General features: G+C 31.7%; 21 protein-coding genes. 6 read left to right on the plus strand and 15 right to left on the minus strand.

The genetic code is table 11. The annotated features are described in order from the left end of the window. Nucleotides 1-3: 3 nt before the first annotated feature. Nucleotides 4-3,615, minus strand: a complete 3,612-nt coding sequence (locus tag VLB80_04905; protein HSC25522.1) for a mechanosensitive ion channel domain-containing protein — start codon at nucleotides 3,613-3,615, stop codon at nucleotides 4-6. Next, entirely contained in the window at nucleotides 3,612-4,202 is a 591-nt protein-coding gene (locus VLB80_04910; protein HSC25523.1) for a hypothetical protein, read from the minus strand. The genes VLB80_04905 and VLB80_04910 overlap by 4 nt, the downstream gene beginning before the upstream one ends. A 166-nt stretch (nucleotides 4,203-4,368) precedes the next feature. Here VLB80_04910 and VLB80_04915 point away from each other — a divergent pair, with 166 nt between their 5' ends. Then, nucleotides 4,369-6,048, plus strand: coding sequence for an alkaline phosphatase family protein (locus tag VLB80_04915; protein HSC25524.1), 1,680 nt, complete (start codon nucleotides 4,369-4,371; stop codon nucleotides 6,046-6,048). Nucleotides 6,049-6,273: 225 nt separating this feature from the next. On the opposite strand, the gene VLB80_04920 is transcribed toward VLB80_04915, so the two are convergent. The 6 genes from VLB80_04920 to mnmG all read right to left on the minus strand — a co-directional run bounded on the left by VLB80_04920 (nucleotide 6,274) and on the right by mnmG (nucleotide 14,226). After that, nucleotides 6,274-8,379, minus strand: coding sequence for a M3 family metallopeptidase (locus tag VLB80_04920; protein ID HSC25525.1), 2,106 nt, complete (start codon nucleotides 8,377-8,379; stop codon nucleotides 6,274-6,276). A 41-nt stretch (nucleotides 8,380-8,420) separates the two neighbouring features. Then, nucleotides 8,421-8,663 (minus strand): hypothetical protein, encoded by a 243-nt coding sequence (locus VLB80_04925; GenBank protein ID HSC25526.1) that lies wholly within the window; start codon nucleotides 8,661-8,663, stop codon nucleotides 8,421-8,423. A gap of 195 nt (nucleotides 8,664-8,858) precedes the next feature. Next, nucleotides 8,859-10,820, minus strand: coding sequence for an excinuclease ABC subunit UvrB (gene uvrB, locus VLB80_04930; GenBank protein ID HSC25527.1), 1,962 nt, complete (start codon nucleotides 10,818-10,820; stop codon nucleotides 8,859-8,861). Nucleotides 10,821-10,998: 178 nt separating this feature from the next. Next, nucleotides 10,999-11,820: a prolipoprotein diacylglyceryl transferase gene (locus VLB80_04935; protein HSC25528.1), complete on the minus strand. Its 822-nt coding sequence runs from the start codon at nucleotides 11,818-11,820 to the stop codon at nucleotides 10,999-11,001. 2 nt (nucleotides 11,821-11,822) lie between these two features. Continuing rightward, the gene (locus tag VLB80_04940; GenBank protein HSC25529.1) at nucleotides 11,823-12,383 is read right to left on the minus strand and encodes a hypothetical protein; all 561 of its coding nucleotides are present in this window, start codon (nucleotides 12,381-12,383) and stop codon (nucleotides 11,823-11,825) included. A gap of 19 nt (nucleotides 12,384-12,402) precedes the next feature. Beyond that, on the minus strand, nucleotides 12,403-14,226 hold the full coding sequence (mnmG, locus tag VLB80_04945; GenBank protein HSC25530.1) for a tRNA uridine-5-carboxymethylaminomethyl(34) synthesis enzyme MnmG: 1,824 nt from the start codon (nucleotides 14,224-14,226) through the stop codon (nucleotides 12,403-12,405). A gap of 379 nt (nucleotides 14,227-14,605) precedes the next feature. Between mnmG and VLB80_04950 the strand changes: the two genes are divergently transcribed. The 4 genes from VLB80_04950 (at nucleotide 14,606) to VLB80_04965 (ending at nucleotide 18,695) form a co-directional block, all read left to right on the plus strand. Next, nucleotides 14,606-15,499 carry a hypothetical protein gene (locus VLB80_04950; GenBank protein ID HSC25531.1) on the plus strand — a complete coding sequence of 298 codons (894 nt, stop codon included), beginning with the start codon at nucleotides 14,606-14,608 and terminating at the stop codon, nucleotides 15,497-15,499. Nucleotides 15,500-15,596: 97 nt separating this feature from the next. Then, on the plus strand, nucleotides 15,597-16,025 hold the full coding sequence (locus tag VLB80_04955; GenBank protein ID HSC25532.1) for a DUF721 domain-containing protein: 429 nt from the start codon (nucleotides 15,597-15,599) through the stop codon (nucleotides 16,023-16,025). Nucleotides 16,026-16,032: 7 nt separating this feature from the next. Then, nucleotides 16,033-17,682, plus strand: a complete 1,650-nt coding sequence (locus VLB80_04960; protein ID HSC25533.1) for a hypothetical protein — start codon at nucleotides 16,033-16,035, stop codon at nucleotides 17,680-17,682. Beyond that, nucleotides 17,679-18,695 carry a UDP-N-acetylglucosamine--N-acetylmuramyl-(pentapeptide) pyrophosphoryl-undecaprenol N-acetylglucosamine transferase gene (locus VLB80_04965; GenBank protein HSC25534.1) on the plus strand — a complete coding sequence of 339 codons (1,017 nt, stop codon included), beginning with the start codon at nucleotides 17,679-17,681 and terminating at the stop codon, nucleotides 18,693-18,695. The genes VLB80_04960 and VLB80_04965 overlap by 4 nt, the downstream gene beginning before the upstream one ends. Nucleotides 18,696-19,044: 349 nt before the next feature. On the opposite strand, the gene VLB80_04970 is transcribed toward VLB80_04965, so the two are convergent. Continuing rightward, nucleotides 19,045-20,337 carry an FAD-binding oxidoreductase gene (locus VLB80_04970; protein HSC25535.1) on the minus strand — a complete coding sequence of 431 codons (1,293 nt, stop codon included), beginning with the start codon at nucleotides 20,335-20,337 and terminating at the stop codon, nucleotides 19,045-19,047. A gap of 185 nt (nucleotides 20,338-20,522) precedes the next feature. Here VLB80_04970 and VLB80_04975 point away from each other — a divergent pair, with 185 nt between their 5' ends. Further along, nucleotides 20,523-21,173 carry a hypothetical protein gene (locus VLB80_04975; GenBank protein HSC25536.1) on the plus strand — a complete coding sequence of 217 codons (651 nt, stop codon included), beginning with the start codon at nucleotides 20,523-20,525 and terminating at the stop codon, nucleotides 21,171-21,173. A 16-nt stretch (nucleotides 21,174-21,189) separates the two neighbouring features. Here VLB80_04975 and VLB80_04980 read toward each other — a convergent pair whose 3' ends face one another. From VLB80_04980 to gspG, 6 genes are read right to left on the minus strand one after another with little or no spacing between them, the layout of a single operon-like run. Beyond that, nucleotides 21,190-22,869 (minus strand): MlaD family protein, encoded by a 1,680-nt coding sequence (locus VLB80_04980; protein ID HSC25537.1) that lies wholly within the window; start codon nucleotides 22,867-22,869, stop codon nucleotides 21,190-21,192. A gap of 18 nt (nucleotides 22,870-22,887) precedes the next feature. Next, on the minus strand, nucleotides 22,888-24,018 hold the full coding sequence (locus tag VLB80_04985) for a hypothetical protein (GenBank protein HSC25538.1): 1,131 nt from the start codon (nucleotides 24,016-24,018) through the stop codon (nucleotides 22,888-22,890). A gap of 4 nt (nucleotides 24,019-24,022) precedes the next feature. Beyond that, nucleotides 24,023-25,102 carry a hypothetical protein gene (locus VLB80_04990; protein ID HSC25539.1) on the minus strand — a complete coding sequence of 360 codons (1,080 nt, stop codon included), beginning with the start codon at nucleotides 25,100-25,102 and terminating at the stop codon, nucleotides 24,023-24,025. Then, on the minus strand, nucleotides 25,099-25,515 hold the full coding sequence (locus VLB80_04995) for a prepilin-type N-terminal cleavage/methylation domain-containing protein (GenBank protein HSC25540.1): 417 nt from the start codon (nucleotides 25,513-25,515) through the stop codon (nucleotides 25,099-25,101). The genes VLB80_04990 and VLB80_04995 overlap by 4 nt, the downstream gene beginning before the upstream one ends. Beyond that, entirely contained in the window at nucleotides 25,493-26,050 is a 558-nt protein-coding gene (locus tag VLB80_05000) for a prepilin-type N-terminal cleavage/methylation domain-containing protein (GenBank protein HSC25541.1), read from the minus strand. The genes VLB80_04995 and VLB80_05000 overlap by 23 nt, the downstream gene beginning before the upstream one ends. Beyond that, a complete protein-coding gene (gspG, locus tag VLB80_05005) occupies nucleotides 26,043-26,504 on the minus strand; it encodes a type II secretion system major pseudopilin GspG (protein ID HSC25542.1) in 462 nt (153 codons plus the stop codon). The genes VLB80_05000 and gspG overlap by 8 nt, the downstream gene beginning before the upstream one ends. Between the last annotated feature and the right edge of the window lie 35 nt (nucleotides 26,505-26,539).

The following is a 26,539-nucleotide window of genomic DNA, read 5'->3' on the forward strand; positions in this document are numbered from 1 at the left end:
AAACTATTCCTTTCTTATTTTATCACCATCTGTTGAATGATGTAGAGATGTATTATTTTCTTTAGATAATTTGGTTTCAAAATAATGACCAAATTCATCAACTTTATACATGGGTATTGCAAAATCAATGCTATTTTCTTTAAATGCTTTTGCAATAAGTAAACGTATATCGCTTGCTACATCCCACATTTCAAGTGTATACGCTGAACTTATGAAACACCGTACCATAAATTCATATCCATATTCAGTAAAATTTGTTAAACGCACAATCGAACGTGGATTTTTAAGAACATTAACATGTTCTTCAATTGCCGCATGCAATATTGATTTTATCCTATAAGGATCCTCTTTAAAATAAACAAACAAAGTAATATCATTGATCGCAATAAAATTACGTACATAGTTCCAGTTTTCAATTGACTTACTCACGACATATGAGTTGGGTACAATAATTGTCGTACTATTTTTTCTGCGTAAGATAACTGAACGCGGTGTTATTTTGCGTACAATACCCATCGTATCGGCATCAATTTGTACATAGTCACCAATTTTAATAGGACGCTGTACTAAAATAATAAAATAGGAAATAAAATCACTGATAGGGTCTTTAATATACAAACCAATACTTAATGCTAGTGCAATAAACACATTTCCAATGAGCGAACCAAGACCAACACCATTGAAAGCAAAAAAAGTTGCGATGATAATAACAATATATTGAATAATGCTTGTAACGGTGTGTTGAACACCGGACTCAACAAGAAGTAAATCAAATATACGAGCAAGGACGTATTGTTTTAATGCATAAGCAACAATAAAACCACTCAAAACAAACGCAATAATTTTCAATATTGATAGTGTGGTAATTGGCTGTATGGTTCCTTCAAGTAATAATGGAACTTGTAACCATTTTTTAAAATCAGTAATGGCAACATCAAAGCCCCATATTTTTGCTGTTCCAATAAATCCAATAAATCCAAGAATAACAAATGATGCAATAATAACTAACCCAAAACATGTTTTGGCATATGAAAAGCGCTCTCGAATAATTGTATCTTCTTGAATAAAAAAAAGTAATGATGTTATTTTTTTTACAAAGTTATGGAGTAATGATAATATTTTGACTAAAAATATCATATAAATAGAACCGGAAAGTAAATAAAGGACTAATCTACCAAAGCCAACATAGGGATTACTCATAATAATAGTTGCAACAACAAATAACAGAATTAGATAATAATAATGATCAACATGCCCATGAATCCTACGCCAAAAATCAGAATAGGAAGGAATGATACCCATTATCTGCTCTTTGGTGATTAAAAAAATTAATGAGATTTGTAGTATAATAAAATGAATGGCAAGTAAAATATTAGATAGCTCTGATCGCACATGAACTGGTGACAGCATAAAAGCTTGACGAAAGAAAAAAACTATAATGGTAAGATATACTAGTATAGAAAAAACAAGTTCAAATCGACGTTGAAAATCTTGAGAAAGTAAAGGATAACCATATTGACCATTCATCTGCATGAGCATTTTTATATAACGATGAAATAAATATAAAAGATACGGAACAGAAAAAAGATAGAAAAGTATAAAAAAATAATTATCAGGAATAGCCGCACAAAATAACCATAATCCTACCCATATAACAATATGATAACTGAATAAGCAAAAAAATGTTATTAGGGTACCTAAAATAAAACCAATCATATGTATCAGCGCGCCATGACTTACGCCTCGAGTAAGTAAAACATCAAGGAATAGCACATGATATTTCTTAATATAATAGAGCATAGTAATCATTATACAAAGAATTAATACAACAAATAAAATAGTAAGAGGTCGAGAGAAACCTTCATAAAGGTTAATAAAAAAAACTTTTCTATTAAACTTAGCTATGTAAATGCGTATATCATTAAAGAATGATTTTGTATCAGAAATAATATTTTTTACACCATCAAGCGTTATTGCGTATGCAGGTCGATACCAAATTGTGCTTGCTTGAAGCTCAGTACTAATAAAATCTATTAACCTAACTGTGCTACTAATTTCAGACACTATTCCCGAATAAACTCCTGTTAATTTTCCAAGAATATCAATCTGTTTTTTCAAAGCTCTATCAGCACGTATAAGATAGTTAATAAATTGATTATATTCTTTAGCTTTATTCTTAAATATTAGTTCATTTTGTTTTTCAGCATCTTCACGAAAACTATTTATTCTATCAAAAATCTTTTTTAACTGATTTAAAGAAACAGCAACGGCATTAATTTTAGTTTGATATAATTTACTATTTTCTTCGGCAATTTTCTTTTTTGTCTCGTATTCTGTTCTCTCTTTAGCAATTTCTTCTTCTGTTAGAAAACCTTGTGTTAAAATTTTATGATATGTTTTTTTTGCCTCAGTTTTTATTTTTTTATAATTAAATTTTTCTTCTTCAAACGCTAGATGTGCATCTAATAAATCTTTTTCTTTAGTGTAAACAATAGCTTCCGCATTTAATGTACCAATATGAACAAGATCGACATAAGAATTTGATGTTTGTTTTGGCTTTTTGCTCCATTCATCAATTTCACTTCCTAATGGTATAGCAATCTGCTTACTGAGCGAGTTAAGCTCTTTTTCTTTATTTTTTTGAATGGTAATAATCTTCTCGCGCTCATTGCGCAGTGTGTCCTTATGGGTAAAATATAATTTCTGTTCTTTTGCTAAGTCTTCTTCAGCAAGAGTTACATCAGCTTCACTTACGTGAATAGCTGATTTAACGATACGTAGTTGTTTTTTAAAAAGATCAAAATAGGATTTTGCCAAGAACAACTGATTTTCTATTAATTTAATTTGGTAAGTAATTTCTTTTAATCGTAAATCAGCAAGTTGTTTTTTATATTTATAAAAATGATCTTCTATTTTGATAATTTCTTTTTCGGATTCAGAATTTGTCATTAAAGTGCTGTTTATTGCAACAGCTTCCATGAATAATTTAATATCCTGTTGGCGTTTATCATATTCTTCTTGCAATATTATCATCGCCCTTTTTCTGCCTTCTTTTTCAACGCGTAGGCTTTTTTCTTGATCGCTTAATTGTGTAATGCGTTGTTCATAATCTAAGATATGATCATGCAATGATTGAAGATCATCAAAAGAATAATAAAGTCGTTCATTCAGTTTATTTTTTTTCTTAAACAATTCGAAATAAGGATCATCTATAAAAGATTGTAATAGTAAAATAATTTCAACAAGAAGAGAGTTATTATCTTCTACTGTTCGCTGTATATCTTTCAGAACTTGTTCTGTTTCTTTTAATATAATCTGCTGTTTTATTAAAAAATCATCATCGGGATTTTTTTGTAATTCTTTTTCAGTCGTTATAAGCAATGCTGTAATATCGTTCATTTGCCGTACGATTTTTTCATTAAGCGTCTTAGCAAAGACAGTCATCTCATCTTGTTCTTTTTTTAATTCATGTAAAGATTTCTGTTTTTCTTCAACAATACCAAGAAAAAATTTTTGATTAGTATCACTTTTAACAAATTGTTTTAAAAAATCTCCGCCTTTAATCATGCTGGTACAAAAAAATACCATAAAAAGTGTGTTCCGTATTGTTTTCATAATGTCCTGTTTTGTGCTAAAAAATGAACTGTCTTAAATTCATTAGCATAAGGATGTTGCTGAACGCAACACCATAACCATTTATCCAACTCTTTTTCATATGATATATCAATCGTCATTGTGACAAGTTGTTTAATATCGATTGTAGAAAGATGCATAATATAGTGTGAATAATGTGTATTTAGTTCTGGTATACTACCCGTGCTAGTAAGCAATTTTAATAAAAATAATTTCTTTGATTGTATAGTCATCGCTGATAAAAAAGTTGAATACAGAAAAGCAAGAATATCAAATACTTCATTTGAACAGGAACCAATCTCAGTAAAATAATAGACCAATTCAAGTACGTGATGAAAAAAAAGCATATCAGTCTGTGCCAATGAAAGAGGAAGATATAAAAGTTCACTATCACTAATAAAATTAGTTACATTTTTTTCCCGTATATTATAAGCAATAAGCGCTCCCGGCGATAAAGAATTTATCAAAGTTACACATTCAATCTTTCCTTGAATCTTATCTAAAATAACTATTTTATAGCGTGATAAATTATTTTTTCTTAAAATAATACCTACGGAATCTAAAAACACAAATATACTCCTTATCTATATATTATATCCTATCGTACAAGAAATAATCTCGCTAGTATTACGTTAAAAAATATAAATATCTTTTTTTATTAATTAAAAATATGCTAAGTTGAATTTATCAAAAAAATAAAAATTATTTTTTCTTATGAGAAAATTAGGAGAAAGCATGAAAAAGTATTCTTCATATACATTAAAAATTTTATATATTAGTACTTTTTTTATGAATATCCCAAATTATGCTTATAATAATAACCCACCCCGATTAACCGTTATTTTAGTTGTAGATCAATGTGCCTATTCCTATTTTAATAAATTAATGCCTCATTTTAAATATGGACTTAAATATTTAATGGAAAATGGTGTGGTTTATACAAACGCGTATATGCCACATGGCCAACCCGGAACAGCAACTGGGCATGCCGGTCTCAATACAGGAACCTGCGCAAAGGATCATGGATTTGTTAGTAATTCATGGTATGAAAATGGAAAAAAAATCGCATGCGATGATGATATCGCAGATAATACGCATGTTATTAATCCTACGGATGACACTACCTATGATTATGGTAAATCAGCTCATATGTTAATGGTTGATGGATTGTCGGATCAATGCGTATTGCAATCAAAACCACGAAGCACTTTTACCGCATATAGTATTTCTGGAAAAAGTAGATCAGCAATTGCTACTGCAAGCAAACTTGGAAAACCGTTATGGATTGATCCTCAAACAGGTTTATTTACGTCAAGCAAAGCTTACTTTGATACCTTACCTGCATGGCTACAAGAATTTAATCTTAATAATAATATCAATAAACTTGGTTCCATAACGTGGCAACCAATGTATAAGAAAAGCCCTTACTCATATAATTTTTTTAATATTAATAACTATAATTACACTCGTACAAAAAAAACTATGTTAAATACAAAACTACGAGTACCTGATACATCAAATCCTCAAGAACCTTATCATTTATTTGAAAAAACTCCTCAAGCCAATCAATACATTCTCGATTGCGCACAATCTTGTATTAAAACTCATGTAGGTAGAAAGCATAGAGACAGATTGCTTTTATGGGTATGCTTAAGTCCTTTGGATAAGATTGGTCATAAATATGGTCCTAACAGTATGGAAACAATTGATATGATATATCATCTTGATAAACAATTACAACGTTTTATGCGTCAAACACTAAGAATAATTGGTAAACATGAAATAGTATTTGCTCTTACTGCTGACCACGGAATTATGCCAATTCCTGAACTCTTGCATGAACAAGGATTAACGCAAGCACATCGAATAGAACGTATAGAATTGATTAAAAATATTAATGATTTAATTGAGAAAAAATATTCAATTAAAAACCTTGTCGTCTGTTATAAAGGACAAGAATTATTATTAAATTCATCTGAAACAGAAACGCTAAAACCAGAACAACATAGTAATATAATTAGTGATATAAAGTTATATCTATTACAACAAGATGGAATAAAAAATGTATGGTCATCTGATGAATTATCACATCTACCTACACAACTAAATACGTTAGAGGACAATATTAAAAAACAACTCTTTAAAGGACGTTCTGGTTCCATTATTATTCAAACATATCCTTATACTGTTATTACCCATTGGCCTAATGGAGCATCACATAAAACACCTTATAATTATGATACAAATGTACCATTAATTATTTTTCATCCAGGAAAATTTGAACGATGCTTTGTACGTGAACGTGTTGCTCCTTTGCAATTAGCTAATACACTTGCTGAAATATTAAATGTTCCTAAGCCATCTGCGTCAACATATGAAATATTGCCGGGATTGTTTGATCCAAAATATAAATGACTAAAAAAAGCCTATTGATTATTACGATGATCAATAGGCTTTTTTAAATTGAAAGTTTTTACGCAACCCATACATTGTTAGAACGAAAAAAATATTTACAATCAATGATATCAGACTACGATAATAGTAATTAAATTCATTACAACATCCCTTCTGTATAAATTTTTTTTGAAGGTATATATTGTAATGAATTTTTTCTTAAAGCTTTTCTTAGATCGAATGACGTTAATTTAAGCCCATGTCTTGAAAAAAAGCCTGTGAATTAGGCTCTCTACCCAAGAAGTTATACAATAATTCATTTGGATCTTGTGCACCGCCTTTACTAAGAACTTCTTTAATGTATTTTTGTCCAATTTCAGGATTAAGCAATCCATGTTGTTTAATTGTTGCAAATAAATCAAGAGCAAATACTTTAGACCATAAATAACCATAATATTTTGCCCCATAACCAGTTAAATGACCAAATGAGGTATAAAAATGATTATCCTCGCTAAATGCCATATGTGGTAACATTGTTGCATACAATTTTTGCATAATCGAATAGGGATCTTTATTATCACCTGAACCAAAATAAGAAAGTGCTAATGATGAAAGATATGCTTGGCGAGTTACAAAACAACCAGCAGTTAAATTTTTTAATGCAATAATACTATCAATAGTTGCATCAGGCAATGGTTGTCCAGTTAAATAATGACCACTTACTTTTTTTAAAATATCTTTATCTGTTAGCCATTCTTCTAACATCTGTGAGGGAAGTTCTACAAAATCTGTCTTAGTATGAGTTCCTGATAATGATGCAATTTCTGTTGCACCTAGAATTGCATGCAGAGCATGACCAAATTCATGAAAAAATGTCTGTACTTCAGCACGTTTAAGTAGTGATGGCTGAGTAGCGGTTGGCTTTGAAAAGTTGGCAATAACAATGGAAACATCGGGTATCCGTTTACCTTCGATTGAATATACGGAAGGAATAATAGTCGTATGCGCAGCATGACTGTATTTATTTGATCGTGGATAAAGATCAAGCATTAGAGTACCAAGTAATTCACCATTCTGTTTGTCTAAAACGCGTACAGCAGCAACATCTTCATGCCATAATCCAGATGCAGAAACTTCTTGAAAATCAATATTAAAAAATTGACGATAAATATCGAGAAGTTCATCAATAGTTTTTTTCATGGGAAAGTATTCAGCTATTTTTTGCTCATCAAGGTTAAAATTATTTTTTTTATAACTATTTTCAAGATATGCAAAATCCCAAGGTTGAATTTTACCATCTGATGTGAGTTTAATCGATGCTGGCAATGTATGAGTTAATGTTGCAATTTCTTTATGTACTTTTGCTAAAGATTTTTGTGCTAAATTTGTAATAAATTCTTGTGCTTTTTGTGGCGTATGAGCCATCTGATTATCAATATCACAATGAGAAAAATCGGCATATCCAAGCAAACGTGCAAGTTCATCACGCTTTATAATAATTGTTTTGAGCAACGCGTCATTAATAGAGTATGCACGATTATTAAAAGCTATATATAAGTTCTTACGTGTTTGTGTAATTGAACAATTTTCCATTACTCTAAAATATGTTGGATAATCTACGCCCAAAACATATAAATTGTCATGAGAACGAACGAGTGTATCAACAAACTCATCTCCTAAGCCAGCAAGCTCTTCACGCGTAACAGAAATTGAACTATTGTCCTGTGCAATATTACGATCAAAATCAGCTGATAATGCCGCTAATTCTTTACGTAACACATTAACACGCATTAACGTTTCATCTGGTAATGACAACCCTTCTCGCTTAAATGAAGCAAGTGTGTCATTAATAAAATAACGTTGCTGATCTGAAAGATTTTCGCGTTCATCATTTTTCGCTGCATATGCCATAAATGCATTATATAAAGCTTTATTACTTGTTACATGATCAACCCAAAAATTTTGAATTTTTATAAATGCATCATGAGCTGCATTACGAATATCAGTATCAGGACTCAATAATTCCAATGCTTCGTAAATTCGTTGCGCAATAGCAAGATTAGATAATGAAGCTACTTCATCAAGCGGCTGAGCTGTATTTGCAAAAGTTCGCTTATCATGGGAAATTGCGACAATAGCATCAATACTATTTTTTGCTTCATCAATATAAAGGGGTGTTTTCTGTATAATATCATCTGGTGTAATAGCAAAAAGAGAAACAATATCAGCGGTGTTCCCAGCTTTAAAAATCATTTTTTTATCCATGTCATTTCTTTTTAAACAAAAATATGAAATAACTAAAAAGGCTACTATTACAATAATAATTAATAAACCTATACTATTTTTTTTCATATCTTCCTATTTTCATCAATTTTATATTCTCTGGTAAGGTTTTATAACTTTGCAGGTTTCGGCTGCTGATTTTGTTTTTTAGGCTCAAATTCTGTAGTAAAAATACCATCAATAGGAAAAGAATTTTTAGTATCGCCTGAATGTCTATAACCACTTTTTGCTATTATGTTATATATAACACGATCTTGTTCTTGTTTTTTTTCTTGTTCAGTTGTTTTTTTCATTGCCCATGAAACATTGCATACACTTAAACTTAGTATCACAATTATGATATTTTTATTCATTTTTTTACTCCATTTATGAAATTTGTATATTATTTTTAGGATATTAGATGTATGTAATAATTCTTCCATTACTTTCACATTTCATTGATGACATTACCTATAGTTTTTTTTATTCAATCACCTTAAGAAAATATCCGGATCAATTCTCTATGGAATATTTTATACATTGTTTATGTGTCTGACAATTATTTTTATTTAAGACTTAAGCTTCTGCCATTCAGCTCGTAATGCAATAGCGGTTTCAAAATCAAGACGCTCTGCTGCTTGACGCATCTGTTCTTCCAATTGTACTATACGTGCAGCAACATCTTGAGGCGCAATTTCTAACATTTTTTGTGTTTTTTTTGATTTTTTAGATTTAGATGCTTGTGCAATAAGCTCTTGAATATTCACAATACTTTTTATGACGTCCCGCTTAACTGTTTGTGGAATAATTCCATGTTGTTCATTATACGCTTCTTGCAATAACCGTCTTCTATTTGTTTCATCAATTGCAGCAGCCATGGAACCAGTAATTTTATCCGCAAAAAGTATAACTTTAGCTGCCGTATTACGTGCAGCTCTTCCAATAATTTGAATTAATGAGCGCTTATCTCGTAAAAAACTTTCAAGATCAGCATCCATTATTGCCACCAAAGCGACCTCAGGAAGATCAATTCCTTCACGCAGTAAATTAACACCGACCAGGCAATCAAAAATACCTAAACGTAATTTTTGAAGCAATTCAGTACGCTGAGGAGTTTTTAAATCACTGTGCAAATAACAAACTTTAATATGGTGTTCTTCAAGATACCGTGCTAATTCTTCCGCTAATTTTTTTGTCATTACCATTACAAGAGAACGATATCCAGCAGTAGTTGTTTCATTAATAGCGGAAATTAAATGATTAATTTGACCACTACGCCCATGAATTGTAATAATAGGGTCAACTAACCCGGTAGGGCGGATTATTTGTTCAACAATTTGATTAGAATGAGTAATTTCATACTCTCCCGGTGTTGCAGAAACAAAAATAACATCATTAAAATACTTTTCTATTTCTTCAAATTGCAAAGGACGATTCTCTTTAGCGCTTGGAAGCCTGAACCCAAAATCAACAAGTGATGATTTTCGTGCACGATCTCCTGCATACATGCCACGAAGCTGCGGAATAGCCATATGTGATTCATCAATAATGAGTAAAAAATCATCAGGAAAAAAATCAAATAATGAATAAGGATGCCCAGCTTTTCTACGACCATCAAAATGAGATGAATAATTTTCAATACCACTGCAGTAGCCAGTTTGTTCAATCATTTCAAGGTCATAAGATACGCGTTGTTTAATACGTTCACGATATAAAGGATTTTCTACTTGTGGCATCCACATATCTAACTCAGCTTGAATACTTCTAAGAGCAGTATCTTTCATTTCCTGCGTTGTCACAAAATGGCGAGCAGGAAAAATAATAGTATTATCAAGCTCTTTCATGACTTCATTAGTATGTTTACTGACCCACGATAATCCTTCAATTTCATCGCCAAACATTTCAATACGCAAGATATCTTTTTGATAGGGTAGGCATACATTAATAGTATTACCAAATATAGAAAATTTACCTGCAGATAGTTCAATATCATTACGTGTATATTGTATAAAAATAAGTTGTTGTATAAGTTCTGCACGTGATATTTTTTGCCCTATCGATAATGATAAAGCTAATTCACGATAATCGTGGGGGTTACCTAATGAATAAATACAAGAAACTGATGCAATAACAATAGTATCATTACGATTAATAAGCGATGCCGTCGCTTCCACACGCAACCGTTCAATTTCACTATTAACTTTTGTCTCTTTGGGAATATAAATATCTTGTGCTGGCATATATGATTCTGGTTGATAATAATCATAATAACTAACAAAATAACAAACTTTATTTTCAGGAAAAAATTGAGAAAATTCTTCATACAGCTGTGCTGCCAATGTTTTATTAGGCGCTAAGATTAAAATAGGCTTATTTTGTTGAGCAATGACATTTGCAATAGTATAAGTTTTTCCCGAACCAGTAACACCGAGTAATGTTGATTTACCTGGCCTATTAGTTAATAGCTGTTTAATGGCTTCTGGTTGGCTTCCTGCTGGCGGAAATGGCGTATGAAGTTTAAATAGAGACATATATTATCCCTGTAAAAATAATTTTTTACTACTTTTAATCATAACATAAAATTTCTATCTGTCAAACAAATGGAGTGAGTCGTCAAAAAAACTATTAGTATACTAGACTTTGGGGTAAATCATTAAAACAAAATATCTACAGATAAAACTTTTAAAAAATTAGCTACTAATTATTGCATTATTTATCAAAGTTTAATTTTTGTATGTATCTATACAACCTAACACATTTATTTTTTATGCAAGGTATAGTAAGAACTAATAAACTAACAATAATTATGATACAAGCGATAATTTGGTGAAGCGATAAAAAAAAATTCCCAATTAGAATACGATCAGAACGCCAAAAATCAACCCAAAAACGTTCGAGTGATGCAAATATAAGATATATACCAAATATTTGACCATTCTTTTTACATAACGGTTGTACAACAAAATACATCAATAAAAATATACCAAACAATAATGTGGAACTATACAGTTGTGTAGGATGCAAGGGAATACCATAAGGTGCTAATGTATGTGGATTGGTGTAAATCACGGCAAAAATGTTATTTGTTATGCTACCATAACAACATCCTGCGGTAAAACATCCGAGACGCCCAATCGATTGTAATAAAGGAATATAAATTGAAACTAAATCAAACAGCGGTAAAATTGGCACATTAATACTACGCAAATAGAATGGCATAATAATAATAACACCAAGAATACTACCTAAAATAGAAAAGCCACCTTGCCAGAGAGTAAACCAATCGTACCAATGAGGGTATAAAAAAGGTTCTGATATAACTTCAAGAAACCGTCCACCGATACATCCAGCTATAATACCTACTGCTACAATATTCATAAAAACAGGCTCAAGACCTAGCTGTGTAAATCTTTTATTATAACGTATAGCAGTTACAACTGTAATAATGCCAAGAGCAATAAAAAATCCGTAACTATGAACGCCAAATGGTCCATATAAATGAATAATTTCAGGTGAAAAATTAAATTTCATAATTAGGTTGTTATTTCTTTAAGCGCTGTACCATTATCAAGTAATACTTTCCAAGCGTCCTTCCATGAAAATGTAATCTGTGCTCGCGTAATATTTTCATGCAGTTGATATGATATTTTTTTTGTTCCTGATCGCATACCATTCATAAATGAATAAGTATACTGAATAGTAATTGTTGTTGTTTGTGATGGTAATGTAAGTTGTGATCCTTGCACTATTTCAGTACCATCTACAGCAATAGTAAATATTTCAGGACTATAGGTACCTGTCCAATGCTTATATGCAAGCATATCTGCATCAATTGCATTGATAATAGTAATTGATTCAGCTAGTGAAGAGTCATCGGTTATTTTAGGTATATGTGAAGCCTCTACTAACTCCTCGGACATTGGCACAAGCATATTAGTTATTTCGTCGTGCGCTTCACATTCTTGTAACACTAGTGAATGCTCTTCTTGCGCGTCAAGAAGAACACATGTATGAAGTTCTGTTAGTTCATCAGGTATTGATGGCATATCTGTTGATGCAATAATCACACTGATTAAAAATAAATAAATAAACATTATTGCTGAAAGTCCTTTTTTATGAATTAGTGATTTTTATATTTTTTGAAAATGTAGAAATTCGAAAAATAAGAAGTGAGATAGCAGCAGGAGTCATACCAGGAATACGTGATGCATGAGCAATTGTTTGTGGCTTATAAAAAGTTAACTTTTGTTGTAATTCCTTAGATAGGCCTGGCATTTCTGTATAATTAAGCTCTCCGGGAATCATCATTGTTTTAAAGTTTTCTGATTTTTTAATTTCCTGTTTTTCTCGAGTAATATATGGCTCATAGCGAATTTCTGAATGAATTATTTGCAACGCACGTTCTGATAACGGTCTTCCAATATATTCTGCTAATTTTTTTTTATCAGATTCATCTTGTCCAAAAAGACGAAGAAGGTCAGTGCTGTTTTTATTGTTACGTAGCTCTGCCAATGTTGTTTCAACAACCGTTTTTTCTATCATAAAGTCATCATATAACTGTTGATCAATCATACCAAGAAGATATGCTTTTTCAGTTAACCGCATAAATGCATTATCTTGTCGCAGCAATAATCTTCGTTCAGCACGTGAAGTAAACATACGATATGGTTCATCAACACTCATAGTTACCAAATCATCAATCATAACACCAATATAGCTTTCTGTGCGGTCTAAAATGAAAGGTGCTTTTTGTACAACTTTTTGGTGAGCATTAATGCCTGCAATTATACCTTGTCCCGCGGCTTCTTCATAGCCGGTAGTACCATTAATTTGACCTGCAAGAAATAATCCGGGAATAGTGATAACTTCAAGTGTTGATTCTAGTTGATTTGGGTAAACAAAATCATATTCTACCGCATAACCCGCTTTAGTAATTAATGCATTTTCAAAACCGGCAATGGTTCTAATATATTGCTCTTGAATTTCTAAAGGTAATGAAGTTGAGATACCATTTGGATAAATTTCATCAGAATCAGCTCCTTCTGGCTCAACAAAAACATGATGAGAATTTTTTGTAGCAAACCTGCCAATCTTATCTTCTATTGAGGGACAATAACGCGGGCCAATACCAGAAATATTGCCATTATACATTGCAGATCGATGCAGATTGTTTTTAATGACGGCATGTGTATTTTCGTTGGTATGTGTAATGTAACAGGCATGCGAATTTTTTGTTGTGTGCGGATAAAATTCAAACAAATAATTAAGCTCATCAGACTCCTGATATTCCATTTTAGAAAAATCAAGGCTTGATTTAAGCAAACGTGGTGGAGTACCTGTTTTTAAGCGACCTAGACGTAATCCTGTTCTTTTTAAAAATAATGACAACCCAGTAACTGCTTTTTCATCTCGCCTGCCGGCAGAAAAATTCTTCTCACCAATATGACACAAACCATTCAAAAAAGTTCCGGTAGTAAGAATGGCGGTAGATGTAGTAAAAGTGCCAGTATCCGTTACAATTGCGCATACCTTACCCACTTCATCGAGCAAAATATCTTCAACCGTGCCTACATGAATGGTTAAATGAGGCATTTTTTTTAATTCTGCTTGACTGAGTGCACTATAAGCAAACTTATCAATTTGTAACCGTAAGCCTTGTACGGCAGATCCTTTTTTTGTATTAAGCATGCGTGCTTGTAAATATGTTTTAGTACATAACTGTGGCATGAGGCCACCAAGAGCACTAATATCATAAACAATATGTCCTTTACCAACACCACCAATAGCCGGGTTACAGGGCATAAGACCTATTTTATTAGGATCAAGTGTTATTAATAGCGTTTTTGATCCCAACTTTGCAGCAGCATGAGCTGCTTCTATTCCTGCGTGTCCACCACCAACAACAATAACGTCGAAATCGTATATTTTTTTGTTCATTCTCTTTTATTACGAATAAGTCTATTGTATTAAACGATGCTTTTACCTAAAGTTATTATTTTTTAGTATAAATTAAACTACTTTTTTAGGCAATAGCATGGAAAATAATTTACTAATCATGAAGTTATAACTGAAAAATTGGATCGAAAATCTTTTTTTGTAACACCTTATTGCTTATGAGAACAAAAAATTTAAAAACTCCTTACAAGGTTTTTTTTATCAGTTAACGTGCCAAAATGTTATTTATGCACTTCAAAGCTAAATGTCCGTAATAAAAATAACAACACAATAACTTTGAATTGAAAATATTTTTATAGCAAATTCTAAAGTAAAATGTATAATTTTTAAGAAAAAACATCGTTAATTAAAGGTAAAGCTCATGAATAAAATAATGATAGTTTCAGCGTTGATCTTATTCTCACAAGTTTCATCTACTCTCTTTTCAATGGAAAAGAAGAAAAAAACAAGCAAAACAACTATTGTAATACCTACTGCACACAATCTTTATACTACAAGTGATAACATAAATACTGGACAAGAAGGGCAATTGGTACCAGAGGTTGAATGCTGGAGCGAGGAAGCTAAAAACAATCGAAAAATATATGATGTAGAGATAAGCCCACTGCATACCAAAATCAATACATTAATAGAAAAATATCATCAATGTATTAAAGAATGTAAAGGAAATATTAATGATAATGAAACCCGAGGGGCGGCTACGTTAAAATATCGTAGAGAAAAATACGTGGAAATGATGGAAAATAATACAGGTACAGATAAAGAGAAAAATAAATACAAAAATGAAACACAAACACTTGAAAAAGATATAAATCAGAGTACCCAAAAAAATCAAAATGCAATCGGGAATCTTAAAAATGGTATTGAGAAATATAACGATATAACAATTATATTGTACAACATGATGTCACAAATACCATATATCGATAATATAGATACACTGTTATTCAAGGTTATGACATCAAAGATCAATGAAATAGACAATGATATTGTAACCAAAATTAAAAATAATATTACGCCAGAAATAAGCAAAAAAAATAGAAATTTAGATTTGTCTCAGAGAAATGATAAAAAAATATTTAATGACAAAGCAAATAATTTTTTGAAATCAATATTTTCTGAAAATATTGATAATTACAGAAATAATAAAAATATGGATAATGACAAAAATAAAAAAAGAAAACATTCATGTAGCAATGATAAGAATAATTCACCGCTAAAAAAACGAAAACTAATGATTTGTAAAAAGATATAGTGATTATATATCAACTAAATAAATGATGTATGGACAAACAATATTGTTATCATTATCGTAATGATAACAATATTTTATATTTAACTGAGATTTCTCTATGGCTACTTGCTTAAAAGACTTGCTACAGATGCTCATACAACCTGAGAAGAACTGGAAAACTGATCTATTGTATAGATGGAATGACATTGTTGGGTCTCTACATAGCAAAGTACGTATTGAAAAAATTTATGATGATATGCTTATTCTTGGTGTATTTCATTCTTGTTGGATGCAAGAATTATATTTGTTATCATCGTTACTTATTACAAAAATCAATGAAAATCTAGACCAGCCGCGTATTAAACAGATACGCTTTAAACTGATTGGATTAAAAACCATTAAAAAAATAAGTCCATTATCACATAAAACAAAAAAAGAAGAAAATATTAAATTAACTAAAGAGGATGAGCGCATCATTGCAAAAATTGCCGATCCTACATTACGTGATGCATTAAAGGCATTTCGCATTCGATGCTATCAAGAGTAACAAACACATGATAAGAAGCAATGTTCTTATATACGCACTTTGCATTTCTATATCATTTATTTTTACTAATGATACGGAAATATTACATAATTATTTTTGGGCAAATTATAATCAATTTAAAGGAAATAATGTATGCGCTCATAAATGGTATACAAAACTATTTACTTTACAACCATCACCTTATAGCTATAAGGGTTATCTCACTATTTTAGCTGACGCTAATGTCATGCAAAATTTTGAAAAAATTGTGCAACTTATGCCATCCTTAGGAAATAAATTTAAAAATGATCCTGAAATTCAACTGATTTTTGCTACAGCGCTTGAAAAAACCAATCGTACTCAAGAAGCTAATAGCCATATAATTATGCTTAGCCAATCATTTAGAAACAATGCAGAGATCACTTTACGTGCCGCTCAAGTATATATACGTCGACAAGAATATAATAATGCATTATTGACTATTGATGCGTTTCTTAATAATACGCCACGTAAGGCAAATAATTTCATTTTTTATTTTTTAAAAACACAAATATATACTTCTCTTGGAAACTATAATAAAGCCTTAGAGTCTATCACTACCTGCGTAGAGATGCATCCACGATTTGATAAAAGCTGGCTTTTGTACGCATCGCTATATGAAAAAGAGGGAAATATTCAAAAGGCTGTATCCGGATACAGTACATTTTTAGAATTATCTGGTAGCAATAAGGAGATAGAAAAACATCTTTTTGCATTAATGCTTAAGCAAAAAAATAGTGAAGACACCAAACAGCGCATGTTGTCTCATGCCGTTAGTATTGATAATGCACTTGTTCTATTTAAACAACAACGATATGACCAAGCTTTAACGCACATAAATGCATGCATTGAACATCAACCGTTTAATGAGGAATGTAAGTTACTCAAAATACAAATTTTATCAATGCTGAAGGACTTTAAGGACATTGCATCAACGATAAGCACATGGATTATGGCACAGCCAGAAAATAGCATGTGGCCAAAAACAATCTGTCTTCTTGCGTATAATGGAATGCCTATTGCAACTATTATTGATACATTGACTACGGTTATACAAAAAAATCCTCATAATCTCTGGTGTAATCTTTATTGCGCAGATATGTATATGCGGAATGGACAAAGTAATAATGCAATCACATACCTTTCTCATGCACTGCATTGTACTATGGCTGATACGAGGCGTGCGACAATATTATACCAACGTGCATTATTGCATTATGAACACAACAATCACCTCGCTATGCATAATGATCTTAAGAGTGCACATAATCTTAATAAAGAATGTCCACACATAAATAATACGCTTGCATACTATTGGGCTACTAAAGGAAAAGATATACAAAAGGCGCAATCATTCATTGAAAAAGCGCTTGCAATTGATAGTAAAAATCCTCATTTTTTAGATACACAAGCTCTGATTTTATACAAAGAAAAAAAATACCTACAGGCGGAACAGATTCTTGAAAAACTAATATCGTATAATAATGGAACAATATTATTACGTCTTGCAAAAGTACATTATGCGTTGAATAATAATGAAAATGCTGATATTTTTACTAAGAAAGCTCAATTAGTTATACATACTACTCGTGAAAAAAAAACTCTTAAAAAAATGCAATTGTTATTAGCGCGTACATGAAATTAAAAACAGTTTGTTATGTTGCAGGAAAATCTGGTGGGCATATTATTCCTTGTTTAACCATTGCAGATAATAGTGTTGCTTATAATGCATCAATTAATATTCTCTTTTTTTCTGCTAACACGGCTCTTGATAAAAAAATTATAGCAAATAACAAACATATTACATGGCATGTTATGCTACCTTTACACAGCCGTACAGGATCATTGTTTAAAATCGGTTGGTATACTATTCACTCGTTCATAGTAAGTTTTTTTTATTTATGTAAACATAGACCAGAACAAATTATCACCACGGGCGGTATTGTTGCAATTCCTGCATGTATTGCAGCATATATATTGCGCATACCAATTACACTTCACTCACTCGATGCGGTACCAGGAAAAGCAATCCAAGTACTTATACCATTAGCAACTTCAATCATCACGCCATTTGCATGTTCGCAACATTATTTTCCTGTGCAGAAGTGTTCTGTTAAACCATATCCACTAAAATATCTATTGACACAAGTTATAAATGATAAAAACTTAGCGCAGAAACAGCTTGGATTATCTTCCAATAAAAAGACCGTGTTAATACTTGGTGGATCACAAGGTTCACGTTTTCTTAATGAATGTATGAAAAATTGGATAAGTGATGCATCGTTTTCATTAAAAGATTTTCAAATCATTCATCAAACAGGTTCCATTGATACAACTGATTGGAACGCATTATATAAATCAAAAAATATCACGGCAAATGTTTTTAGCTATCGCCCAGATCTTGCATTAATGTACACTGCCGCTGACCTTATTATTTGCCGTGCTGGGGCTGGAACATTATTTGAGATTAAATTTTTTAATAAACAATGTATTATTATTCCTTTGACAACAGATAGCACTACGCATCAAGTTGATAATGCTCGTGCAATGTCATCTGAATATCCCGATTTGTTTTATACTGTTATGCAAAAAGACATTGAAGAAAAACCTACATTACTACATGAACTTATTGCTAAAAAAATAACTTTTTAACTTGAAAAAATGCTATTTTCAGTATATACTAATCCGAAATAAATAAACAAAAAGATTCTCTTAATAAGTCATTTTTGGGCAAATTAAACGATGATGAAAAGATCTTACTTAAAAAACAATTACTTGGGCAAAAATAGTTTTAAATAATCGATTTAAGTATAATATTTATAAACATGTTCATTATAATTAATTTTATAATGAGCATGTTTATTTTATTTAACCTACGCTTGTTCTCAATATAAACCGAATAACAACGCAAAATATTACAAATCTCAGTAAAAACATTCGATTGCTTAAAAATAAAATTCGACAGCTTGTTAATATTAATGGATATATACACTAGTTTTTTTTATAAACTACCTACGGATAAAAAATTTGATAAAGCAAATGTTAAACGAGTACCTAAAATTGATTGTGTAACTGGTCCTAGCGTAGTGGATCGATACGGTGAAAAATAATCATCAAATTCTTTATTATTATTAATAATTCGATCAGCACAATGCATTCCTAACGCTGCAGCAAAAGGCAATCCACATGCGCCTGCTATATAATAAACTGATGGCATTCGTTGATCAAATCCAGCTACAGGAAATACATCTTTACTAATTCCAATTAGCCCCGGCCACATGTATTCAAATTCAACTGCAACATTAGGAAATTTCGTATTAAAATAGTTTAGTAACTTTTTTGCTACGTGATTATTACCATGTTTTTCATTTTTAGCATACGTATACAATAAATTTGACCCACCTAACATAAGGCGATTGTCACCGGTAAGACGATAATATTGATAAATCATATCCGTATCCCATACCATGTATCGCTTATGAGGAAATATTTTTTTAATATTCTCTTCTGATAATGGGCAAGAAAGCATTAAAAATGTTTGAACGTGATATATTTTATCCCACAACAACGATGCTGTTAATTCAAAGCGATCAGTGCACACAATAATATGATTGGCGTTAATTATTGCTCGTGGAGTTGTAACTTTTTTTTCTTGAATATGCAGCGCAGGAGTTTCTTCATACACAAGAACACCTAATTCTTGTAAAACTTTTTTCATGCTAAGGCAATAGTTATATCCTTGTATGCCAAAAGTTCCACCGTATGATATGCCGCCATGATATGCATCTGAACCAATAACTGATGACAGTTCATCGCGCGTATACAGGGTGCTTGTATAGCCAGCTTGCTGACGATTATCATATTCTTTTTGTATATCAGAAGAAAATGCACGCGCTGTATTTGCAAGAATAAGTGTATCTTGTGCCTGATAATCGCAATTTATATTATATTGTTGAATGTTATTTTGAATAGCCTCAACGCCAGAACCAATCAACTTCCATAGTTTTTTTCCTATCTCTGGACCAAAAATGCGTATTAGCTCAAACAATGATAACTCAGAATCAGGTGTTATAAAACCCGAACTTTTGCCTGATGCTCCAGCGCCGCAATAATTTTTTTCTATGAGAACTACCGCACAACCTTTTTCAGCAAAAGCTTGTGCGGTGGTTAGCCCCGCCATGCCTCCTCCAATAATGAGTACATCGGTAGAAATATCATTTGTTAATGGTGAGAGAGTGGGTGTATTTAAATACCAAAATGTTTGATCTTGCGGCATAATTGGCAATCGTTGCATTAGCTAGTCCTCTTTTTTTTATTGATAATTTCTCTCCACAATAACGTAATTAATCTGCCATTTCAACTGTTTTGCGACAAAACTATTGAATTATAATTGCATTTTATTTAATATTGATAGATATAAGCATTTTACAAAATGAACACAAATAGAAAAATTAAATAAACCTCTCGGGAATTTTAAAAATGAAAAAGCAAAAAATAATTGTAATAACGCATGTTACAAAAATAATAAGTTTATCGTTTTTATTATTTTTTATGTCAATGTCAGCTATGTTTCCTAATAAAAAATTATCTCCTGCTCAGAAAATTAGAATAACAAGAGGACAAGAATTAATTAGAGAACTAGCAAAAGAAGTACCACCATTAGATGAGCAAGAAAAAGAACCCTTAGTTAAAGAAACAGTAAAAATAGTACCGACAGTAGAAACAGGTATGCTTCCCATCAAAAGCATCGTATTAGAGAAAGCTAAAAAAAGTATGCAGCCGTTTTTACAACAAAAAAAAGAATTGACCAAAAAACAACAAGCATTAATAGAAAAAGAAAACGAACTAACGAGAGTAAATGAAAAAATAAATCAATTAACTAAGGCAAAGAAACCATTGAGTGCGCCAGTATTACAAAAAAACGTAATAGTAGAGAATGCACCATCTTATCTCAAAGTCGATCAAACAAAACAAAAAAATAGAGAAATCTTATTAAATGATTTAAATGTAAAAAAAGATAAAATAGATAAAGAGATAAATCAACTCAAAGCTGAAATAGAGCAAAAAAAAAATATTCTACCCCCTGTACAAACTTGGTGGGGGCAATTCATGAATATATTTAAAAAGTAATATCTTTTTTTAATTACTATGTTTTCATCAATCCACTAGCACCAGAAATACTGCCAAGGACGTATTTAACGTCATCATCACCAAACCGCATACCAATACCAACAAAGGCATTAGCGTTTTGTTTACTAATAAAATCATCAGCACCAAAGGTGAAGTAAATATTACGCATTAAAAACATTCTATTAAGCCATTTGAGATGCGGGCGTTTATCTTGATGAAATTTATTAGGTCCACGGCGATTAAAACCGCGGAAATCAAAACCTTCAAATGTTGTTACCCAACGAAATTTATCATTTTTAAAGGGAAACTCATAATCTGCTCCCATTCCCGCAAAACCATCAATGAGGCCTAAACGTAATGCAACATCACCAAATATTTTACCAAATTGAACACCAACTTTTATCCCATTACGGTCAAACATTAATCGTTCTTTTCTGAATACAGTTTTTAATTTTTCATCAGATACTAAGGTATTCTCGTAAAGATTATCCGAAAGCAATTGCGGTCGGGTATCTGATGATGGATTAAACTGTTTTGCCGGATCAATATAATCAAGATCATCATTTGTATAGGTATATTCTTTTTCTCGACGATATGCAAAGCCTTTTTCAGAACTGGCTATTTGTACAAGATAAAAATATTCTTCATTCGGATGAATTCTAATATCAAAGTATCCTTTTGAATCTTCATACCGATAATTTTCTGCGGGACGATGCATTGTTTCAAAATGGGTATCAAAAAGAATTTGCATACGATCAAGTTTGCTAACATAATTCTTAAATCCTGAGACAGCAACTTTAAGATCACGATATGTTTCATCTTCATTAACAAGTTTACCGATGAGACCTTTGCCTTCATCAATTTTTTCTGTTACAGAACTGAAATTACGTAACCCATCACGCGCTTGTGCTGCAGCATCTTCAAGCGCTTCTGTTGTTAACTCCACACGTGAAGCTATACGTCCAAAATCACGATCAAATACATTTGAAATTTTTTCAATACTCTCTTGAAATGCCGGAAACACTTTGTTTTCTAACCTGTCAGATAACATGCGAACATTTGTACCAATCTCTAAAAATGCATCAATACTTTCTTCATTACGAACAAATGAACGCTCAAGAACATTGGTGACCGTGGAAAATTTTTCTGCAGCATTTTCTAAATTGATCATAAATGATTTTAATTGATCACTGCCTTGCGGACCAGCAAATGTGTCTTTAAATGATTCGGTTACCTCACGGACATTTCCCGCAATTTCTTTAAACTGACGAAAAATATCATCTAGGTCTACAGGATCAAAATTTGATTTTTGTAAGGACTCCCCTTCATTTAATTTTCTGAGTAATTGATCGCCCGGTACAAGATCAATATATTTTGGACCCAGTAAACCATCTTGTCGAACTATTGCATATGCATTTTGATATAAAGGAAATGATACTGAAACCATTATTACCGCTTCGGCTTTTGAATCAGCTCCTGCAATGAGTTGAACTTCCTCAACCCACCCAACCTTTACACCGGCAATTTTGATAGCTGCTTTACGTGATAATCCCGCAATATCATTAAAATATACTATATAGTGAGCGTATTGTGAACGATCAAAGCGAAAGGCCCCGATTTTAAAGCCCATATACCCAAAAACGGCAAGCGCTATTAGAACAAAAATTCCGACACGTGTCTCTATTTTACCTTGCAAATTTATTCCTTTTTACCATCACAGCCAATATAATTTTTTTATTGTAATATCATATTCGATATTATTGTCTTGTGAAAGTTTATTTTTTTCTAAAATTGCATAAACACTTTGCGTTATTTCACCAACTTTACCATGAACAAGAACGGAAAAAAATCGTGGTGTAAAAGTAGTGCTTAGCATAGAGTCTATATTTTTAGGCAAAGTCTGCAACTCTTTACCATACATTGGCACTAATATGGTTTTCCAATCCTGTTTCCAATTGACACGTGATTTAAAATTTTTTACCCAACTTTCAACCTGGTCTTTTCGTTTTTTTATATCATCTATTTCTACACGCGGCAGACCTAACAAGCCAAGAAGAGAGTCTGAAAATAGCCATGGTTCTAGTTTATCAGAACTTGACCATACCGTAAAAATATCAGTCAAATAAATTGTATCCTGTTTTTTTTCTGTTGGTGGTTGATAAAAAATAACATCTTTAAAAGAAGTAAATCCTTTTTGTGTTAGTAATTCTGTTGCATCATTATAGAGGATATCACGTTCTTTTATTGCTTTTTCAAAAGCAGGAAATATATCTGTTGCTTTAGTAATGCGTTCAATAGCTTTACAAATCTCTTGCATAATTGATTTCCAACCAGATTGATCAGTTCCATACAAAGTACCTTTTTTAAAATCGATAATGCGATTTAGGTTAATCTTACCTTCTTCACACATGATGCATATTTTTATTTGTCCATCAACCCCATCAATTTCCTCTTTAAGATCAAACTGTTGCCAACGGTTTAACGTTGGTAAAATACGAAGTAAAAAATCACGATCTTCTTGGTTAGATGATGTACCTTCAGTTATTGCAGTAGATGTAGCTCCATTTTTGCTTTCTCCTGTCTGCACATCTTTTTTTTCTGTTTTACTTTCTTGCGCAGACTGTTCTTGTTTTTTACTTGGTTGACATAACTGTGCCATTGCAACTTGAACACCGCTTGTAGCAAGCATTTTTGCCTTTTCACGCGCAAGAGTCATATGAGAAAAAGGTAAATAAAAGGACCCACGATTACCAACGTAAGTAACAACTATCATTGCTGCTCCTACAATAAGCAAGGTGAAAATCATGATATATCCATTGTGCGTATTGTTGTTACTATTTTTCATACATTTACTTACGTTTTATTGTATTTATTGGATATTCAAAACTATGTGCTATTACGTTAGATTTATTAGCATTTTCAGCTACCACAACTATTTCTTGAACAATATTATGCATAGCCTGAGTGAGGTTTGGTACTGGTGATTTATTTTTATCTATACTATTTTCTGGTTGCTCTTTATCATTATTTTTTTCTTGAATTTTACCTTTTGTTGGCTGTTCTAATTGATTTTCTTCTAATTGAGGAGTTTTTATATCATTCGGAATGTGACAAACAAGAGTAAAATCCTTTTCTCTTTTTTCTTGTTTATCCCATAAAGCTATCTTAATTTCTACGCTATAAGGAATTCGAGGAAATTCGGACTTATCTTTGTCGGCATCCCCCTTTTGCTCACTTACCCACTCATTCAAAACTTTATATTCATATGATATTTTTTGTTTTTCTTGAGAGGATTTTTCATTAGCAGACGGTTTTTGCTCCTCTTGTTTCTTTTCAATACGTGCGGTAAAGGTTATGGAGCAATTTTTAATACCATCAATAACCTCATACGCTCTAACATTTTTAAAATTTTCAAGATCAAGCTCCATGCTTTCTTGTCTGAATAACGCATACGAATCTTTTTTATCAGGATCTGCTTTAAGCGTATATTGTACACGAACAACTTTTGGTTTTACTATACCAACATCTTTACCCACAAAAACAGTAAGAGGATTATTAGTAATAAATGTTAATGTATCAAATTTTCCATCTTTATTAATACTATAAAATATTTTATCGATAATTTTAGGCTCTTTTTTTTGCGTACTTTTTTGTTCGGTATCATCTTGCGCTTCAGTAGGTTTGTTAGTATCGTTTTTTTTATTCTTAGTATCTTCAGTTTTTTCTGCCTGAACGGGAATAAAAGCACCCATAAGATCTTTTTCTAATTGATTAGAAATGACGCCAATGCGTACCGAAGTATCAATCATATTATCAATGACAATCTGAAAACGACTTCCTTGTGCAAGAGCAGCCAAGAGTATTGCAGCAACCATTGTGGCTACCATTGTTGCAACGATAAGTTCGATAAGCATGAATCCATATTTCATGATTTTTTCTGTTCTGGTTTTTTATAGATCAATGTTACTAATCGATCTTGTTTTTTTTTATCTTGCTCTGTCCAAGATACGGTGACCAACTCTTTATGTAAACCAGGCAATGCAGCAAGTGATGATTTTTGATCAATATTTTTTTCAAGAGTATAAATTAGTTCCGCATCAAAAACAATTTCTGTTTTATTGAGTGAAAATTCTTGTGCATCAGGATCCTGTTTTTGACGCGCTTCATATAATAAATTTTTACAAAGCACTATATAATCAAATGCTTTTGATGAACGACCCACACGATTCATTATCATTTCATGCATCATAAAAATTGGCGTCAGCACTATCCCTGTAATAGCAAGAGATAATATAACTTCAACAAGCGTAAATCCATTTTTATGGCTTTTGAAAGGTATCATATAATTTATATTGAGCAGTAAAAGGGTTAAGCACTAATCCGATCGGTCGTGGCTGATGATCCTGCATATCTTTTGTATCAACACAATTAATTACTACATTTTGCACCATTCCTTCAGGGACAATATAAAACCAAACTGACGCTGTCTTGCTACGCGCAAATTTTGTCATCATATCAAATCCTTCAACAAAAAATTGTTTAATCTGAATATTATCAGGAATAGCACATTCTGTATCTTGTACTGGATCGGCAATGGGTTTAAAAACAATTTCTCCTGCTCGATCTTTTTCTCCGGAATCTTGCATTAAAGAAATACGCTTTTGTCCCATATCAACGGTAATACGTTGCATTTTATGAGTGACTAATGATTGCTGCCACCCATACTGAACTAATGTGTTAAACCTCGCTACAAACTCTTCTCGTTCATAGCGAGGTGTTGATCGCTGAATATTAGGCACAATGATTGCACTTAAAATACCGATTATCGCAATCACTACAAGTAATTCTAAAAGAGAAAAACCTAATTGTTTATTCATCCCAAACGTTAATCCATTCTTCTTTTGGAGCACCTTTACCATTAGGGCCATAGGAATAAAGTTCATACGGATGTTTTGCACCTGTGGTTACTTTATATTTAAAATCTTCCCCCCATGGATCTTTAGGTACTTCAACTAAATCTTCACCTATATAAGGTCCTTCCCATTTTTTAGCAGCACGTTCTTCCTTTGGTTTTTTAATAAGATCTTTTAATGTAGATGGTAATTGTTGTGTATGCATTTGATACATACTAATACCTTTTTTGAATCCAGTTAAGGTACCTTTACATGTCCTTTTTTGTTGGCTTTTATAAATATTATTGAGCGCTGGTCCAACCATTGCACCAAGAAGACCAAGAATCATCACCGCAATTAATATTTCCATCAATGTAAATCCCGCACGAACATATTTTTGTTTGATATGCGTTGTGATATCCGTCTGTGTAGTAGTCATCAGTACTCCTTACATAAAATGTAATAAATAATAAA

Source organism: Candidatus Babeliales bacterium (genome assembly GCA_035455925.1).
Taxonomy (GTDB): Bacteria; Babelota; Babeliae; order Babelales; family Vermiphilaceae; genus SOIL31.

What these genes read in the sequence shown, in the direction of transcription:
- VLB80_04905 (HSC25522.1), bottom strand. Translation starts at nt 3,615, where the DNA reads ATGAAAACAATACGGAACACACTTTTTATGGTATTTTTTTGTACCAGC.
- VLB80_04915 (HSC25524.1), top strand. Translation starts at nt 4,369, where the DNA reads ATGAAAAAGTATTCTTCATATACATTAAAAATTTTATATATTAGTACT.
- VLB80_04920 (HSC25525.1), bottom strand. Translation starts at nt 8,379, where the DNA reads ATGAAAAAAAATAGTATAGGTTTATTAATTATTATTGTAATAGTAGCC.
- VLB80_04925 (HSC25526.1), bottom strand. Translation starts at nt 8,663, where the DNA reads ATGAATAAAAATATCATAATTGTGATACTAAGTTTAAGTGTATGCAAT.
- uvrB (HSC25527.1), bottom strand. Translation starts at nt 10,820, where the DNA reads ATGTCTCTATTTAAACTTCATACGCCATTTCCGCCAGCAGGAAGCCAA.
- VLB80_04935 (HSC25528.1), bottom strand. Translation starts at nt 11,820, where the DNA reads ATGAAATTTAATTTTTCACCTGAAATTATTCATTTATATGGACCATTT.
- VLB80_04940 (HSC25529.1), bottom strand. Translation starts at nt 12,383, where the DNA reads ATGTTTATTTATTTATTTTTAATCAGTGTGATTATTGCATCAACAGAT.
- mnmG (HSC25530.1), bottom strand. Translation starts at nt 14,226, where the DNA reads ATGAACAAAAAAATATACGATTTCGACGTTATTGTTGTTGGTGGTGGA.
- VLB80_04950 (HSC25531.1), top strand. Translation starts at nt 14,606, where the DNA reads ATGAATAAAATAATGATAGTTTCAGCGTTGATCTTATTCTCACAAGTT.
- VLB80_04955 (HSC25532.1), top strand. Translation starts at nt 15,597, where the DNA reads ATGGCTACTTGCTTAAAAGACTTGCTACAGATGCTCATACAACCTGAG.
- VLB80_04960 (HSC25533.1), top strand. Translation starts at nt 16,033, where the DNA reads ATGATAAGAAGCAATGTTCTTATATACGCACTTTGCATTTCTATATCA.
- VLB80_04965 (HSC25534.1), top strand. Translation starts at nt 17,679, where the DNA reads ATGAAATTAAAAACAGTTTGTTATGTTGCAGGAAAATCTGGTGGGCAT.
- VLB80_04970 (HSC25535.1), bottom strand. Translation starts at nt 20,337, where the DNA reads ATGCAACGATTGCCAATTATGCCGCAAGATCAAACATTTTGGTATTTA.
- VLB80_04975 (HSC25536.1), top strand. Translation starts at nt 20,523, where the DNA reads ATGAAAAAGCAAAAAATAATTGTAATAACGCATGTTACAAAAATAATA.
- VLB80_04985 (HSC25538.1), bottom strand. Translation starts at nt 24,018, where the DNA reads ATGAAAAATAGTAACAACAATACGCACAATGGATATATCATGATTTTC.
- VLB80_04990 (HSC25539.1), bottom strand. Translation starts at nt 25,102, where the DNA reads ATGAAATATGGATTCATGCTTATCGAACTTATCGTTGCAACAATGGTA.
- VLB80_04995 (HSC25540.1), bottom strand. Translation starts at nt 25,515, where the DNA reads ATGATACCTTTCAAAAGCCATAAAAATGGATTTACGCTTGTTGAAGTT.
- VLB80_05000 (HSC25541.1), bottom strand. Translation starts at nt 26,050, where the DNA reads ATGAATAAACAATTAGGTTTTTCTCTTTTAGAATTACTTGTAGTGATT.
- gspG (HSC25542.1), bottom strand. Translation starts at nt 26,504, where the DNA reads ATGACTACTACACAGACGGATATCACAACGCATATCAAACAAAAATAT.